The sequence below is a fragment of the Gilliamella sp. BG2 genome, from assembly GCF_046635645.1.
Taxonomy (GTDB): domain Bacteria; phylum Pseudomonadota; class Gammaproteobacteria; order Enterobacterales; family Orbaceae; genus Gilliamella; species Gilliamella bombi.
Map to the genome: position 1 here is coordinate 19,833 of NZ_JBIDFF010000011.1, position 17,444 is coordinate 37,276.

Below are 17,444 nucleotides of genomic sequence, written 5' to 3' on the forward strand. Positions count from 1 at the left end.
CAATTCATAATATAACCTTTTAATACAGCAATACTATAAAAAAGTACGTCTAATTTTAGTGAGTAGTCATGCTTGGATAAAAAAGAAAGCCCAATATAAAGTAAGTATCAGAATTATCATTGCTATATTACTTATATTTTTAATAATGCATAGCAAGGTAAATCCATCTAACTAAGGCGATCGAAAATATAAATATAATAAACCTAGTGGAGCAAGTAACCAAGCAAAACCAAAACACAGCGCCATTGTCCATATTTTTACTATTAAGAACAATTCTGTTCGTACAATAAATAAATTATCCCCAACTATGTAATTCACAACACCTTCATAAACAAATCTAGAATATGGATATAATCCCCATTGTATTAAAATACATACACCTAAATATATACTTTCAGGATTTTTAAACTTAAATATGATTAAACAAAAAAGCGGTACAACAAATATTAAACAAAATAGATATTGTCGTATCAAATAACCTAGAGTTAATGCCCCAAATGTTTTTTTTAGAAAATTAGCCATAAAACCCATTCTTAATATTTATCTTTTATTGTACTTTGATTTAAGAGATCATTTTTATAATTTTTAAATTCCAGAATCATACAAACCAGCCATATTTTTATAAATTAAAAATAATAATATTATATCGTTTTTGAATAATGCTTTAATTTGCTTCGGGTTTATTTTAACAAGGTATTTTTATAATGCAAATTAATGAAATTATAAAAGGGCCTTTACATCGGTTTTAGTGGTATCAAGGCAATTATTGTTACTTTATTGTCATAAGTGTTAATTTGCTCTATGTCGTTATTCTAAAAGCAAATCATAAAGAGTTTTAATATATCATATGCTAAACAAAAGTACGCCAAAAACAACATTAATGTGATCTCTGTTTTATTGATATATAGGATCTTTATTAACACAAATGAAAACAATAAAATCAATTATATATCCAAATTTTTATCAATTATTTGTAAAAAAGAATTGAGCTATTCACACTTCATGATTGAAATAATCCTCTAAAAACATCATAAGATGTTTCACCTGAAATTGCTTTATATAATTTAACCGTATTATCAACTTAATATTAATAATTAATTGTTTTTATTTATTAAGCTATTTTTTCCTGATTGAGAAAAATAACGCATATGATTCATTGCTTCTTGAATATATTGATAATTTGGCACTTCATCAACTTCACGATTATGTAAATCCATATAATGACTAATACCTAATCGATTAACAAGATAAATATTATCAGATGTTCTCACCGCATAAGAACTATAATTAGACATCAAAAGCCAGTTACGGTCAGTTATAGGATTAAATAAATCATAACCTGTCGAATAATCACTTATATCATTTTTCACATATAAATAATGTTTCATTAGGGTTGGAACGACATCTTCATGGCTTGTTATTTTTGTACTATTATTTTTAAGGCTCTCTAATTCTTTACCACCAATAATAATAAAAGGCACCTTTGTTTGTGCATCTGTGTAATTACCATTATGCCCCCAAAATCCTAATTTATTATCATTCATCTCTTGAGCATGATCACCTGTAATAATCAATATTGTATTATCTAACGAACCTGATTCTACAAGCTCATCATAAATATTTTGTAGTAAATAATCATCATAATAAACACTTTGCTTGTAACGATTAAAAATAGGCAAAGGATCGGTGTCATTACTCAATGTCATATAATTAAGATCACCAACAGGTTTGAATTTCACCGAAAAATCGTCAGGAAAGTCATAAGCATGAGGAGCATCATAAAATAAAAAAGAAAATGTCGGTCTAGATGTATCTCGTAGTTTATACCATGCAAGCCAATCATCAGTAATTTGTTTATCTCGATTAGATGCCGAACCATCTTTACTACTAATTCTTAAATTTTTAATGGTAACAAAGGCTGTTCGATCAAATTCTGGAGCAGTCACTTTAGCTGACGTAAAAATCCCAATATTATAGTTTTCTTTCTGTAGTGTTGTGATAAAGAGTGAAGGAACACTATTTCGTAAAAATGAATCCCAATAAGTACCAGGAATACCATAAAACAAACCAAAAATACCTGTACGTGTTGCATTACCAGTTGAATAATGGTTATCAAAAATGACCCCATTATTCTGCTTAACAAAACGAAATGTATTAGGCGAAATTTCTTCACTAAACGTATCATATCGCCAAGAATCCAAAACAATAAACATAATATTTTTAGTTTTTTTATTTTCTGGATTAATCACCAAAGGATTTTTCGGGTAATCAACACTAGCATTACTATTATCTTTGTTATACACGACTTTTCGTTGCCCTTTTTCGTCAAAAAAATTCATGATTTTTTTCGACGTAAATGGTCGATAAAGTGGAATATATTCTTTCACTACCATAATAGGCGAATAAGCATAATAAAATGCAATCATGTGCACAACATGACTAATTAAAAATGAACTAAAAAGAAATATTGTTGATAATAAAACAATTCTTGAATTTTTATGCAATGAAGTTAATTTGTTATTGAGCAAGTAAAGAATAAAATACTCGGTGCAAAATACAACAACAATAAGCGTAAACATTAAAAAATAGGTAATTATCGAAAAATCGACAACCTGGCCAGACAAAACCATGGATAAGACAGATTGATTTACGTGAAATCGATACTGTTGAAATACAATAGTATCGATATATAATCCAATTTGAATAAAGCTAAATATTGCAGCTAAAATAATATTGCGAATAGCTTGTTTAAACCATAAAAGAGGTATACAAACAACCAAAAGTAATAAATAAGCCGAGAAAAAATGCCCCAATACAGCAAATATTGAAAATGTCACACTCGGCCAATTAAATGATGCCTCAGGGACAAGAAAAAAACGAATTGATAGTATTGATGAAATAAATAGATTAATTAAGGCAAAATAGTATAATTTTTTCATAGTGTTAAGTAAGTTATTAATTCATTATAATAAGAATTTTACTGTATTTTATATTGAAACATAGTCTTTCCTGAAACTTTTTAACAAACTAGCACTAAAAAAATACGATTCTAATAAAATTTTAATAAAAAAGGCTCAATTTAGAGCCCTTTTAGTTGAATGAAATACAGTTATCGACGATCTGCAAAAATTCTTAACAACATAATGAATAAGTTAATAAAATCAAGATAAAGGGTTAGTGCACCTAAAATAACAAATCGCCTAAACATATTAGGATCATCCTGCGATAATTGATCGCCTAACTCTTTCAGTTTTTGTGTATCATAAGCTGTTAATCCAGCAAAAACAAATACACCAATATACGTAATAGCCCACATCAACGGCTGGCTTTGCATGAAGATATTAACGAGCGAAGCGATTATAATACCCACTAATCCCATAAATAAAAAGCGTCCAAAACCAGACAAATCACGTTTAGTGGTATAACCATAAAGAGCCAAAGCTGCAAACATTCCAGCAGTAATAAAAAATACACTTGCTATTGATGATGAAGTATAAACAATAAAATAAATCGAAAATGTGCAACCATTTAAAACCGAATAAAGCATGAATAATGTTGTCGCAACAGCTCCAGAGAGACGATTAATCAATCCAGAAATGGCAAAAACTAAAGCAAATTCAGCAATAAGCAATACCCACATACCTTGATATAAAACGTTCAAAAGCTCATAGTTATTGGATGCAAACCAAGCAACCAGAGCTGTTAATAGTAATCCGACGGTCATCCAACCATAAACATGACTCATGTATGTTTGCACGCGATTACTAGATTGTTCAATAATCGAACCATTAGGTGAATAATTTCTCATTAATTACCTCTCGTTAAAAAAGAATGACATAACTTAATATCATTATATACTAAATAAATACTAATACCATTTTCTCAAAGCTTCTTTATCTGTTTTTTTTGCTTCAACCCAAGTTTCGCCTTGGGGCGTTCGTTCTTTTTTCCAAAAAGGCGCTTCGTTCTTTAATACATCCATAATGAACTCTACTGCTGCAAACGCATCTGAACGATGTGCGCTACTTGCTCCCACAAAAACAATCTTTTCGTTTGCGCTAATTTCACCTACTCGATGAATTACCGCAACTCGACTTAATTGCCACCGCTCTCTAGCTTGGGCTATGATATTAGCCAAGACTTTCTCTGTCATTCTTGCATAATGTTCTAAAAATAAGCTTATCGTTTGTTTTTCATTACTACGAACTTTGCCCATAAAAGAGACAACAGCACCATCTTGTGGTAATTGTGAAAGCCAATCGTTTAACTTATTAATATCAATCGGCTGCTCACTAACCTTGATAAGATCCATAATATTATCCACCTGTTACAGGAGGAAAGAAAGCGATTTCATCGCCTTCTTTCACAATATAATCAAAATCAACCAACGTTTGATTTACAGCGCATAAAACAGAGTTTTCCTTAAATGCCAAAAACCATTGTTCACCACGTTCACTTAACTGATCGATAAGATAGGAAACTGGAAGTTGATTAGCATCTAACATAACACTCTCAGTCCCAACTAATTCTCTAATTTGAGCGAAAAAAATAACTTTATTCATTTTCTATCTATTAAACCTTTTGAGCAATAAACTCCCCTGACCTACCACCACTTTTCGTCAACAATCTTACTTGAGAAATCACCATATCTTTTTGAACCGCTTTGCACATGTCGTAAATGGTTAATGCTGCAATAGATGCGGCAACCATTGCTTCCATTTCAACACCTGTTTGCCCATTCAATCGACAAAGCGATTGAACTCGGACACAATTTTTTATTTGATCTACTTCTATGTTAATTTCAATTTTACTCAAAAAAAGTGGATGACAAAGCGGAATAAGCTCCCAAGTCTTTTTAGCAGCTTGAATCCCTGCAATTCTTGCTGTTGCAAAAACATCGCCTTTATGATGTTTACCCTCAATAATCATCTTCAATGTTTCAGCATTCATTAAGACTAATGACTCAGCTCTTGCTTCGCGTGTTGTTATTAGTTTTTCTGAGACATCAACCATACAGGCTTCACCTCGCTGATTAATGTGCGAAAATGATTCACTCATCCTTTAATCCCTACTATTTTATTAATTATCAATTTTTACCAAGATAGCAAATTTTATTAATAGTTACTACTAATCCTTTTAAGGTTATTAATGTAATAAATCTAGATGAATAAAAACTAGATTGTTTTTATAACTTTTGCGGGTTATGTAAAAACTGCGTACAATATAGCTTTATATAAATTATAATATCTGTGATTTTTTAATGCTTATCGCTCATATAGCCTTACCTGTACCACTTTACCAAATATTTGATTATCAATTAACTAAACCAGCTCAAGTTGGAATGCGGGTTAAAGTTCCTTTTGGTAAACGTGACGCAATAGGAATTATTGTTAGTATTGACGAAAAAACCGAATTTGATATTGAAAGCTTAAAAACGATTACAACTGTTATTGATACTGAACCTGTTTTTACACCTTCTATTTGGCGGTTGTTAAACTGGGCTGCTAGTTATTACCATTATCCTATTGGCGAAGTTCTTTTTCATTCTATACCTGTTTTATTACGACAAGGGCGAAAAGCAATCAAGGAAGACATAAAACAATGGCAATTAACTCAATTGGGTAAAAATATTGATTTAGAATCGTTAGCACGGACTCCAAAACAAAAATTATTATTATCATCATTCAAAAATAATACTCTTTCTGAAAATGACGTAAGTAACACTATTTATAAAGAATTACAGAAAAAAAATCTTATAGAACAAGTAAACTGCCAATCAGATAGTATTCAATGGCAAACCAATTTTTCAACAAATACTAGTTCAATTCAGCTAAATAAAGAGCAAACCTATGCTATAGAAACAATCAACAAAAAAAATCATCAATTTGAAGTATTTTTATTAGAAGGAGTGACTGGTTCGGGTAAAACAGAAGTATATTTAAATATACTATCTAATATATTAGCTACAGGTAAGCAAGCATTAGTACTAGTTCCAGAAATTGGGTTAACACCACAAACAATTGGACGTTTCAAAAAACGCTTTAATGGGCCAATTGATATTTTGCACTCAGGATTAACGGATAAACAAAGACTCACTGTTTGGCTAAGAAGTAAACATGGTGAAAATGCTATTGTTGTTGGTACTCGCTCATCACTTTTTACTCCCTTTAAAGACTTAGGGATAATTATTATTGATGAAGAGCATGATAGTTCCTATAAACAACAAGAAGGTTGGCGTTATCATGCCCGAGATCTAGCAATTATCCGAGCAAAATTTAATAATATTCCAATTGTTTTAGGTTCCGCAACACCGTCACTTGAAACACTCAATAATGCACAAAATCACAAATATCATTTATTACAATTAACCGAAAGAGCCGGTAATGCAATGCTAGCCAAACAGTCAATTTTGGATCTTCGTGGGTTAGTACTTACTGCAGGTTTATCTCAACCATTAATTGAACAAATAAAAAAACATTTATCAAATAATAATCAGGTAATACTATTTTTAAATCGCCGAGGTTTTTCACCATTATTAATATGCCATGATTGCGGTTGGATTGCTGAATGTCCTCGCTGTGATAAACCTTATACATTACATCAAAAACAACATAAACTCATATGTCATTATTGCGATACACCAAGAACAGTTCCTAAACAATGCCCAAAATGTGGATCAACACATTTAATGCCTATTGGGTTTGGGACAGAACAACTTGAACAACAACTTAAAATCCTTTTTCCTAATATCAAGATTAGTCGCATTGATCGAGACACAGTGAGTAAAAAAGGTGCATTAGATAACTATTTACAAAGTATCCAACAAGGAGGTGCACACATTCTAGTTGGTACACAAATTTTAGCTAAAGGACATCATTTTCCAGATGTAACCTTGGTTGGAATTGTTGATGTAGATGGTGCTTTATTTTCAAATGATTTTCGGGCAACTGAACGATTTGCCCAAATTTATACTCAAGTATCAGGAAGAGCGGGGCGAGAAGCTAAAGTTGGGCAAGTTATTTTACAAACATATCATCCAGATCACCCTTTGCTCAATATTTTACTAACTCAAGGTTATGAAAAATTTGCCAAATTAACGTTACAAGAACGGCAACATACACAATTACCTCCGTTTAGTTACCAAACATTAATTCGTGCAGCTGATCGTAACAATCATTACGCTCCAGCATTCTTACAACATGTGCATGATTGGCTAAAAGAACATAGTAATAATACTTTATGGCAGTTGGGGCCAATGCCTGCAAGTCAACCGAAAAAAGCAGGATATCATCGTTGGCAATTACTACTTCAACATACAAGTAGACAACAATTACAGAAAATTTTGGATCAACTATTAATCGTAATAGGAAAATGGAGTGAAACATCAAAAGTAAGATGGAGTATTGATGTCGATCCCATTGATAATTAAAGTGATATTATCTCCACCAATACTAATTAGTGGAGATAATAAATTATAATATTATTTTACCAGCATTTTTATCCAATGTTGCCTGTCCAATACCTGAAACTTCCTTTAGCTGCTCAACTGAAACAAAAGGGCCAAACTTTTCTCGGTATTCTATTATCTTCTGAGCTTTACTTGCCCCAATCCCAGTTAATACTTTTGATAATTCTTCTGCTGTTGCAGTATTGATATTTACTTGAGCAACTTGTTTTTGTTCTTGTTTAACGGAAGTTGGTGTTTCTGGAACCGAATTAGCAAAGCTTATGTTCGAAAAAATAAAACTTGATAATATAATACATAATAGTGAAAATACTTTCATTTGATTAACCTCATAAAATAGTTACGCAATTAAATTTGCTTTATAACTATCTCACTTCATCAAATAAAAAAATTTCATTAATAATAAAAATGAGAAAAGCCACCTAAGTGACTTTTCATTTTTTCAATTATTTCTACTATTTTGGGAGTTAAATCACAAATTGGAATCAGGCATAATTTCTATCTTAGCCTTAGAGCGTATGTCAGCAGCAAGATAATAATGCATATTATTAATAAATAAAGGTAATAACTCAGAAGAAATATCTTCATATTCTTTTGGGGTATCTACCTTAGTTAGCGCAACAATATAAGCATTTTTATCATCTAAAAACTCCACACCATAAACAGTCTTCCCAGATACTGAAGGATTTAAATTAAAGACCATATTAACAACTTTTTGATCAAGTTCTGTTGAATTTCGATTCAAAACATATTTTTTTGCAAATTGGACATTTTTGGCTTTTCCAGTTTCGTTAAGTTGAGTCAATATATTATCAACACTAGATTTAAACTGGCTTTGAGCCATCTCTGTAAAAAGTTTATTATGGATATCTTCTTTAACTTCATCAAATGGAGCTATACCTTCAGGACGATAATCAACTGTTTGTACAACAAAATCATACTTCCCAAAACTTCTATCTACAGGTATTAAATCAGAAACTTTATCCGTTGCCTTACCATCGACTATCATTTCTTCACTAAAAATCACATCCCTAACCTCTGGATGAGCAGCAAGTGAAAACTTATCGTTGAAAGATATCCAATTTGAGGTCTTTACTTCAAATCCAAGTTTGTTGGCAAGATCTTCAATACTTTTAGGAGAATCATGTAATGCAGTTTTAATTCTATTTTCTTCATTTTCTAATGCTTTTTGTATTTTTTGTTCAGTAAGCTTTAGCCTGATTTGGTATTTAGCATAATCAAAATCCATAACTTTTTTAGGTTGTATACCATCTAATTTCACTATTGCGTAACCATCATCAACGGCTATTGGCGATGAAATTTTCCCTACTTTTTTCAATTGAGCATCTTTAAAAACTTGAGGTAATGAATCATCATCAGCAAACCAGCCTAATGAACCATTTTTGCCATAAGGTGAAATATCATGATTCTGATTAACAGTTTTAGCAATAGTATCAAAATCAGATCCAGACAAAAGATCCTTTGCAATTTCATTAACTTGTTCTTTATTAGTCACAAAAATTACACTATAAGCTCTCTTAGCAGGATATGAATAAGTTTTAATATTTTTATCATACTCATTTTTAATTTCTTTTTCAGTGACACTAATTGTTTTTCTCACGATATCATCAGAAGTAACAATATATTTAACTTTTACACGCTCATTTTTAAAAAAATCTTTTAAATGTTCGTTATAATATTTTTGTTCATCATCTAACGTAATATTCAACTCATCAACATCACTTACAGAAGCATTAACTGAAGTAGCATATACACTTCTAGTTTGATTTTTAAGAGAAGCTATTTCAGAATCAATTGGCAAAATAAAATTACTATTTGTCAAAGCATTAATCACCTGTTGTTGCTGCAATACAGTTCTTATAATTTCGGCATAAGTACCTGGAGTGATACTATTTTCAGCTAGAAGTCTTAAATATTTTTGATTATCAAATTTACCATTTATAAAAAACTCTCTTTGTTTTTTAATAAACTTTTTAATTTGATCATTACTGGCAGTTGCACCAATATTTTTAGAAAATTTATAAGCTAAATAATTATCAATTTGATCTGATAATACACCTCGACGTACCCGTTTTATGAAAGAACTATCCCCTCCAGCATTCTTTGTTGCTCGTCTAGTTTGAGCTTCAAATTCGGCCCGACTAATACCTTCACCATCAACTTTTGCGATATATTCCTGTTGATCTTGAACACTTACACTGCCACCAAAACCTAAGAATCCGACGCCAGTGAAAATAAAACATAAAATAATTATTGCAAAAATAATCTTAACAACAATATTATTTGCTGCTGTTCGGATTGTCTCCATCATTTATTGCGATTCTCCATACCAAATGTTGAATTATAAAAGTATAGCATATTTAACTAAATTGGCTATTGTCCGAATGTTATGTAGCATAAAAAAAAGATCAACATAGAGTTGATCTTTTATTAAATTAATAAATAACTAGTTTAATATAGCTGAATTATCGACGCTATTTTTTAATTTCTTAATAGCTTTTCTAGTTGTTGGTACTGGCTCTATACCAAATGGATTATTCTGCAATGCAATTGTAAGCACATCATCAATCCATTTTACTGGATGTATATCAACTTCAGATTTTACATTATCAGGAATATCTTCCAAGTCTTTAACATTATCCATTGGAATCAATACAGTTTTAATTCCTCCTCGGTGTGCAGCTAATAATTTTTCTTTTAATCCGCCGATAGGTAAAACTTCACCACGTAATGTTATTTCGCCAGTCATAGCAACATCAGAACGAACTGGATTACCCGTTAAGGTTGAAATTAGTGAAGTACACATTGCGATACCTGCACTCGGTCCATCTTTTGGCGTTGCTCCATCAGGCACATGTACATGGATATCGCGTTTTTCATAAAAATCACTATTAATACCCAATTTTTCTGCACGAGATCGAACAACTGTTAATGCCGTTTGAATCGATTCTTGCATAACATCACCTAATGAACCAGTGTAAGTCAATTTTCCTTTACCTAGTACACTTACTGATTCAATAGTAAGTAAGTCTCCACCAACTTCTGTCCACGCAAGACCAATAACTTGCCCAATACGGTTTTCATTATCTGCCTTACCGTAATCAAAACGCTGTATTCCCAAGAAATCTTTTAAGTTATCTTGTGTTACCTTTACTTTTTTCAATTTGCTATTTAATGCTAATTGCTTAACAACTTTACGACAAATTTTTGCAATCTCTCTCTCTAAGCTACGAACTCCAGCTTCCCGTGTATAATAACGAATGATTCCAATAATAGCTGAGTCATCAATACTAATTTCTTTTGATTTCAAACCATTATTTTCTATCTGCTTAGCAATTAAGTGTTGTTTTGCTATATTCAATTTCTCATCTTCTGTATAGCCAGAAAGACGAATAACTTCCATCCTATCCAATAATGGCGCAGGAATATTCATAGAGTTAGCCGTTGCAACAAACATCACATCAGATAAATCGTAGTCAACTTCTAAATAATGGTCACTAAAAGCATTATTTTGTTCAGGATCAAGCACTTCCAATAATGCAGATGCAGGGTCGCCACGCATATCCGATGCCATCTTATCTATCTCATCTAATAAAAATAACGGATTCTTAACCCCCACTTTTACCATACGTTGAATTAATTTACCTGGCATTGAACCTATATATGTACGCCTATGTCCACGTATCTCAGCTTCGTCACGTACACCACCAAGCGCCATTCGTATATACTGACGTCCTGTCGCTTTAGCAATTGATTGTCCAAGTGAGGTCTTCCCCACACCAGGAGGACCAACTAAACATAAAATTGGACCTTTAACTTTATTAACACGCCCTTGAACTGCTAAATATTCTAAAATTCTATCTTTTACACGTTCAAGTCCATAATGATCTTTATCTAAAACTTTTTGTGCAGCTTCAATATCTTTTTTAACGTTACTACGTTTATACCAAGGAACTTGAAGCATCCAATCAATATATCCCCGAACAACCGTTGCCTCAGCAGACATCGCTGGCATCATTTTAAGTTTATTAAGCTCAGCTAATGCTTTGTCTGTAGCTTCTTTTGGCATTTTAGCTTTAGTAATTTTTTCTTTTAATTCTTCATATTCATCAGGTTTATTATCTATATCGCCTAACTCTTTACGAATCGCCTTAATTTGCTCATTGAGGTAATACTCCCTTTGAGCCTTTTCCATTTGTTGTTTAACTCGGTGTCGAATATTTTTTTCAACTTGTAGTAAATCAATTTCTGATTCCATCAATGAAATAAGCAATTCAAAACGCTTTATAAGATTAGCGGTTTCTAAAATCTCTTGTTTTTGTTCAACTTTCAAAAATAAAGTTGCAGCAATAGAGTCGGCTAAACGTGAAGGTTCCTTCAAAAAATGTATAGAATCAACAATTTCCTGAGTTATTTTTTTGTTTAGTTTTGAGTATTCATCAAAGTTAGATAAAGTCAAGCGTATCATGGCTTCACTTATATCCGCGGCTTTTTTTACTTCACTTAATGGTTTGACTTTTGCAATAAAATATTCATTGTCGTTGTTCTCAACAATGTCATTCATTTTAGCTCTTGCAATACCTTCAACAAGAACTTTTACTGTTCCATCTGGCAATTGAAGTAATTGTAAAACATTAGCCACAGTTCCGACATCATATAAATCATCTATATCAGGATCATCTTGAGAAGGATTTTTTTGGGTTACAAGAAAGACTTGCTTATCCATTTCCATTGCACCTTCTAAGCAACGTATTGATTTACTTCTACCAACAAAGAGAGGAATTACCATATGTGGAAATACAACAACATCACGCAATGGTAAAATAGGCATAATCATTTGTTTAGTTCGTTTTATTTTCATTTTATTCTCTCTAGTAGTACAAATCTATTAGATAGATATTGGGTTCATTTTTAGATATTCAAGCCTATCTTTTTTGTTTTAACATACATTAATTCTAGAACATCTTGACAGTATTTACTGAAATTTTGCTTTAATATTAATTTGAGGTATAGCTCTTGCCATCATATTTATGATGGCAAATATATATTTCAAGCCGAGATTTCAGCATCTTCACGATGGATTAATTTCGGTGCTAGAGATTGTTCAACGGTGTCTTTTTCAACAATTACTTTGTTAATAGTATTCATTGATGGTAAGTCATACATTATATCTAATAATATATTTTCAACAATTGAACGCAAACCTCTCGCTCCTGTTTTTCTTTGCATCGCTTTTATAGCGATAGCATCCAAGGCTTCTCTCGTAAACTCAAGCTCAACACCATCTAACTCAAACAAAGTTTGAAATTGTTTAGTTAAAGCGTTTTTAGGTTCCGTTAGAATATTAATTAAGGCATTTTTATCTAGTTCGGATAATGTTCCTATAACAGGTAATCTTCCGATAAACTCAGGAATTAAACCAAACTTAACTAAGTCTTCTGCTTCAATTTTTGCTAATAGCTCCGACTCAGAAAGTTTATTTTTAGTGCTTGTTACCTCAGCACCAAAACCTATTCCTGTATTAATTGATACACGATTCTCAATGACTTTATCCAAACCACTAAATGCACCACCACAAATAAATAGAATTTTTGAAGTATCTACTTGCAAAAACTCCTGCTGAGGATGTTTACGTCCACCTTTTGGCGGAACAGAAGCGATAGTGCCTTCAATAATTTTCAATAAAGCCTGTTGAACTCCCTCACCAGAAACATCTCTAGTAATAGATGGGTTATCCGATTTTCGTGAAATTTTATCGATTTCATCAACGTAAATAATCCCCCTCTGAGCTTTTTCAACATCATAATCACAATTCTGTAATAACTTTTGAATAATATTTTCTACATCTTCACCAACATAACCAGCTTCAGTTAGTGTTGTTGCATCAGCCATAGCAAAAGGTACATCTAAAAAACGAGCTAATGTTTCAGCTAATAATGTTTTACCGCTACCAGTAGGTCCTATAAGCAAAATATTACTTTTGCCTAATTCAACATCACTACGACTAGCATGGTTACGTAAACGCTTATAATGATTATAAACAGCAACAGATAAAACTTTTTTAGCTCTTTCTTGACCAATTACGTATTCATCAAGATGCTCTCTAATTTCGTGTGGTGTTGGTAATGGTTTACTAATAAACTCTTCATGAGAAAGAAAACTTTTTTTCTCTTCTTTTAAAATATCATTACATAATCCTATACATTCATTACAAATATAAATAGATGATGGACCAGCAATAAGTTTACGGACTTCATGCTCACTTTTACCACAAAAAGTACAATAGAGTAATTTTTCTGAACTTTCTTTATTCACGTTTATCACCTACCCAACATTAAGATCGTTTACTATATATGGCATCAACTAAACCATATTCAACTGCTTTATCGGCAGACATAAAATTATCACGGTCGGTATCTTTTTCAATCACACTAATATCTTGACCTGTGTGCATTGCTAAAATATTATTTAGCCGGTTTTTTACCTGTAAAATCTCTTGTGCATGTATTTGGATATCAGAAGCCTGTCCTTGAAAACCACCTAATGGTTGGTGAATCATGACACGTGCATTTGGTAAGCAATAACGTTTACCTTTAGCTCCAGCTGTTAAAAGCAATGACCCCATTGAACAAGCTTGTCCCAAACAAATTGTACTAACATCTGGTTTTATAAATTGCATTGTATCATAAATAGCCATGCCAGCTGTAACAACCCCACCAGGTGAATTGATATACAAATAGATATCTTTATCAGGATTCTCTGCTTCTAGAAATAACATTTGAGCAATAATAAGGTTTGCCATATTATCTTCAACTTGACCCGTCAAAAATATAACTCGCTCTTTTAATAACCGTGAGTAAATATCATAAGCTCGTTCACCCCGAGAGCTTTGTTCAACGACCATTGGAATAACACCCATATATGATTCAAAAGGCATTTTTATCTCCTAATTAACAAAATAGCCCAAACAGATAATACATATTTGGGCTTAAAAGTGAGCGTTTTTAAATTAAATGAAAAAGCTAATAGATTAAGCTATCTGCTGATTCATTAATTCAGAAAATGAATAATTCTTTTCTGTTACTTTCGCACTAGCTAACAACAGATCTACAACTTGATCTTCTAATGCAACAGCTCGAATATTCTCCATCGCTTTTTTATCTTTATGATAATATTCTGAAACTTCTTTTGGATCTTCATATGCAGTCGCAATTTCATCAATTAATGCTTGAACACGCGATTCGTCTGCAGTTAATTTATTACTTTCAATTATTTCACTAAATAATAAGCCTGTAGCAACACGTTTTTTAGCCTCAGCTTCAAATAGTTCTTTCGGTAATTCCATACCTTGTTTGACATTACCGCCAAAGCGAGATAAGGCTTGTTGACGTAACACATCAATTTCACGATCGATTAATGCCACAGGTACATCAATCTCATTATTTTTAACTAAACCATCAATAGCTTGTGTTTTAACTTTGTTACGAATTGTTGCGTTGAGTTCTCTTGTCATATTTTTACGAACTTCAGCTCTCAAACTTTCAACGGTACCATCTACAATACCAAAGCGTTTAACAACGTCTTCGGTAAGTTCAGGTAATTCAAGTTCTTCAACCTTTTTAAGTGTAGATGCAAATACAGCAGGTTTACCTTTTAGGTTTTCAGCATGATAGTCCTCAGGGAAAGTCACATTAATATCAAACTTATCACCTACTTTATGACCAATAATTGCATCTTCAAAACCTGGAATCATACGACCTTGCCCTAACACTAAAGCAAAATCATTAGCCTTACCACCTTCAAACTCGGCACCATCAACTTGACCGACAAAATCCAAAGTAACACGATATTGCTCTTCAGCTGCTTTTTTAACTTCTTTCCAAGTACCTTGTTGTTTGCGTAATGTTTCAATCATTGTTTCAACATCTGCATCAGCAACTTCTGCAACTGGTTTTTCAACTTCAATTTTATCTAAATTTTCAACTTTTATTTCTGGGTAAACTTCAAATTCAACAGTAAATGTATAATCTTCACCATTTTTATATTCTTGTGGAGTATAAGTCGGAGCTCCAGCTGGATTTAATTTTTCTTGAATAATAGCGTCAACAAAATTCCGTTGCATCAAATCGCCTAAAGCATCTTGTAAAATAGAAGCACCATAACGTTGTTCAACAATTTTTAAAGGCACTTTTCCTTTACGAAAACCATCAATGCGTACTTTTTTTGCTGTATTAATAAGCTCTTTATCAACCGCTTTTTTAATATCTTCAGCTTTAATTGTAATAGATAAACGTCGACCTAATCCTTGTGTTGTTTCTACCGAAACTTGCATGTTTATACCTCGAAATTATTGAATATTATTTGCTCATAATTATATAAAAACGATAATTGAGCTAAAAAATTAAAAAATAGGCATGCATTATACCGACCGCAATCGTCTACGTCGAGACATTTAATAGTTTCTTCTCAAGCGCTTTCAAGCGTTTATTCATTTCGTCAATATGTAAAACTAATGATGCCGTTTTTCGCCATACTTTGTTTTCTTGCAATGGAATACCTGATGAATAAACACCTGGCTGTGTAATTGGGCGCATTACCATACCCATACCTGTTACTGTAACTTGGTCACATATTTCCATATGTCCATTAATAACACTTGCACCACCAATCAAACAATGTCGACCAATAGTTAAACTTCCAGCCATAATAACGCCACCAGCAACGGCCGTATGATCTCCAATTACATCGTTATGAGCAATCTGACATTGATTGTCAATAATAACACCATTACCAATAATAGTATCATCAAGAGCACCGCGATCAATTGTCGTTGAGGCACCAATTTCAACGTTATTGCCAATGACAACACGCCCTAATTGAGGAATTTTAACCCACTTCCCTTTATCATTAGCATAACCAAATCCATCTGCACCAATTACAGTCCCAGATTGAATCAGGCAATTTTCTCCAATAATACAATTATGATAAATAGAAACATTAGCCCATAATTTTGTACCTGCACCTATTGTTGTATTTTTTCCAACAAAACACCCTGCACCAATGATACAATCGTCTCCTAATATCACACCGCTTTCGATAACAGCGTTAGCGCCAATAGAAACATTACTACCTAATTGAGCAGTCGAATCAATCACTGCTGATGTAGCTATATCCTTAGCTGGAGCTGGAGTAGTATCTAGGTATTGTGCTAATTTTGCATATGCAAGGTATGGATCTTTTACAATAAGGGCTGCACCATTCCAATGCTCAAGACCCTCTTCTGTCATTACCACAGCAGAAGCTTTGCATTCTAATAAATTCTTTTGTAATTTCTTATCAGATAAAAATGTAATTTGACCTGATATAGCACTATTCATTGATGCTATACCAGTGATGGCTAAATCACCATCACCATATAACCTAGCATCAAGTTGCTTAGCTAATTGCTCTAAACGAAAGGAAAACATTATTTTTTAACCTTTTCCAACACTTTGTCTGAAATGTCAACCGCATCTGAAGCTGATAAGGTGGCTTCTGCTTTTAAAATAATATCGTATTTTTCTTTTGCGACTATATCTTTAATAGCTTCTTGTATTTTAATTAATAATTTCTCTGCTTCTTCTGTTTCACGCTTACGATAATCTGCAGAAAAAGCCTTAGCTTTATTTTCAAAATCAGAAATTGTTTTATTTAATTTCGTTTTTTCAGATGAAGACAATGTTAAACCATCTTTTTTTAATCGTGCAGCAGCTTCATTTGCTTTCTTTTCTTCAGCTTGTAATGATTTAGCTCTTGCTTCAAATTCACTATCCAATGCTTTACCAACCGATTCGCGTTGCGGCATACGTTGTAATACTGACATAACATCGACTACACCAATTTTTACTTCAGCATTTACAAAGCTTGCAAAAAGTAATGCCGTACTAACACTAAGAAAATATATAATTTTTTTCACTTT

At 32.3% G+C, this 17,444-nt stretch carries 15 protein-coding genes; 1 reads left to right on the plus strand and 14 read right to left on the minus strand.

What is annotated here, in order from left to right; genetic code table 11:
• Positions 1-171 precede the first annotated feature (171 nt).
• The 6 genes from ACGH6Q_RS06310 to moaC form a co-directional block, all read right to left on the minus strand.
• Positions 172-522: a hypothetical protein gene (locus ACGH6Q_RS06310; RefSeq protein ID WP_065590373.1), complete on the minus strand. Its 351-nt coding sequence runs from the start codon at positions 520-522 to the stop codon at positions 172-174.
• A 572-nt stretch (positions 523-1,094) separates the two neighbouring features.
• The gene (locus ACGH6Q_RS06315; protein ID WP_411592374.1) at positions 1,095-2,939 is read right to left on the minus strand and encodes a sulfatase-like hydrolase/transferase; all 1,845 of its coding nucleotides are present in this window, start codon (positions 2,937-2,939) and stop codon (positions 1,095-1,097) included.
• A 170-nt stretch (positions 2,940-3,109) separates the two neighbouring features.
• On the minus strand, positions 3,110-3,808 hold the full coding sequence (locus tag ACGH6Q_RS06320) for a Bax inhibitor-1/YccA family protein (RefSeq protein WP_065590349.1): 699 nt from the start codon (positions 3,806-3,808) through the stop codon (positions 3,110-3,112).
• Positions 3,809-3,868: 60 nt separating this feature from the next.
• Positions 3,869-4,312, minus strand: coding sequence for a molybdopterin synthase catalytic subunit MoaE (gene moaE, locus ACGH6Q_RS06325; protein WP_296300277.1), 444 nt, complete (start codon positions 4,310-4,312; stop codon positions 3,869-3,871).
• 4 nt (positions 4,313-4,316) lie between these two features.
• Positions 4,317-4,562, minus strand: a complete 246-nt coding sequence (gene moaD, locus ACGH6Q_RS06330) for a molybdopterin synthase sulfur carrier subunit (protein WP_065590347.1) — start codon at positions 4,560-4,562, stop codon at positions 4,317-4,319.
• A 10-nt stretch (positions 4,563-4,572) separates the two neighbouring features.
• The gene (gene moaC, locus ACGH6Q_RS06335; RefSeq protein WP_065590346.1) at positions 4,573-5,058 is read right to left on the minus strand and encodes a cyclic pyranopterin monophosphate synthase MoaC; all 486 of its coding nucleotides are present in this window, start codon (positions 5,056-5,058) and stop codon (positions 4,573-4,575) included.
• 202 nt (positions 5,059-5,260) lie between these two features.
• Between moaC and priA the strand changes: the two genes are divergently transcribed.
• The gene (gene priA, locus ACGH6Q_RS06340; RefSeq protein ID WP_411592376.1) at positions 5,261-7,429 is read left to right on the plus strand and encodes a primosomal protein N'; all 2,169 of its coding nucleotides are present in this window, start codon (positions 5,261-5,263) and stop codon (positions 7,427-7,429) included.
• Positions 7,430-7,472: 43 nt separating this feature from the next.
• Here priA and ACGH6Q_RS06345 read toward each other — a convergent pair whose 3' ends face one another.
• From ACGH6Q_RS06345 to ACGH6Q_RS06380, 8 genes are all read right to left on the minus strand, one after another.
• Positions 7,473-7,784, minus strand: a complete 312-nt coding sequence (locus ACGH6Q_RS06345) for a ComEA family DNA-binding protein (protein ID WP_065590344.1) — start codon at positions 7,782-7,784, stop codon at positions 7,473-7,475.
• Positions 7,785-7,937: 153 nt separating this feature from the next.
• Positions 7,938-9,797, minus strand: coding sequence for a SurA N-terminal domain-containing protein (locus ACGH6Q_RS06350; RefSeq protein WP_411592378.1), 1,860 nt, complete (start codon positions 9,795-9,797; stop codon positions 7,938-7,940).
• Positions 9,798-9,932: 135 nt separating this feature from the next.
• Positions 9,933-12,347 carry an endopeptidase La gene (gene lon / locus ACGH6Q_RS06355; RefSeq protein ID WP_411592381.1) on the minus strand — a complete coding sequence of 805 codons (2,415 nt, stop codon included), beginning with the start codon at positions 12,345-12,347 and terminating at the stop codon, positions 9,933-9,935.
• Between the two features lie 188 nt (positions 12,348-12,535).
• Positions 12,536-13,810, minus strand: coding sequence for an ATP-dependent protease ATP-binding subunit ClpX (gene clpX, locus ACGH6Q_RS06360; protein WP_065590341.1), 1,275 nt, complete (start codon positions 13,808-13,810; stop codon positions 12,536-12,538).
• A gap of 10 nt (positions 13,811-13,820) precedes the next feature.
• Complete coding sequence (clpP, locus tag ACGH6Q_RS06365; protein ID WP_065590340.1) at positions 13,821-14,423, minus strand: ATP-dependent Clp endopeptidase proteolytic subunit ClpP; 603 nt, start codon at positions 14,421-14,423, stop codon at positions 13,821-13,823.
• 93 nt (positions 14,424-14,516) lie between these two features.
• Positions 14,517-15,818, minus strand: a complete 1,302-nt coding sequence (gene tig / locus ACGH6Q_RS06370) for a trigger factor (RefSeq protein ID WP_411592383.1) — start codon at positions 15,816-15,818, stop codon at positions 14,517-14,519.
• Positions 15,819-15,924: 106 nt separating this feature from the next.
• A complete protein-coding gene (gene lpxD, locus ACGH6Q_RS06375; protein WP_174798760.1) occupies positions 15,925-16,953 on the minus strand; it encodes a UDP-3-O-(3-hydroxymyristoyl)glucosamine N-acyltransferase in 1,029 nt (342 codons plus the stop codon).
• Positions 16,953-17,441: an OmpH family outer membrane protein gene (locus ACGH6Q_RS06380; RefSeq protein WP_065590337.1), complete on the minus strand. Its 489-nt coding sequence runs from the start codon at positions 17,439-17,441 to the stop codon at positions 16,953-16,955. The genes lpxD and ACGH6Q_RS06380 overlap by 1 nt, the downstream gene beginning before the upstream one ends.
• Positions 17,442-17,444 lie beyond the last annotated feature (3 nt).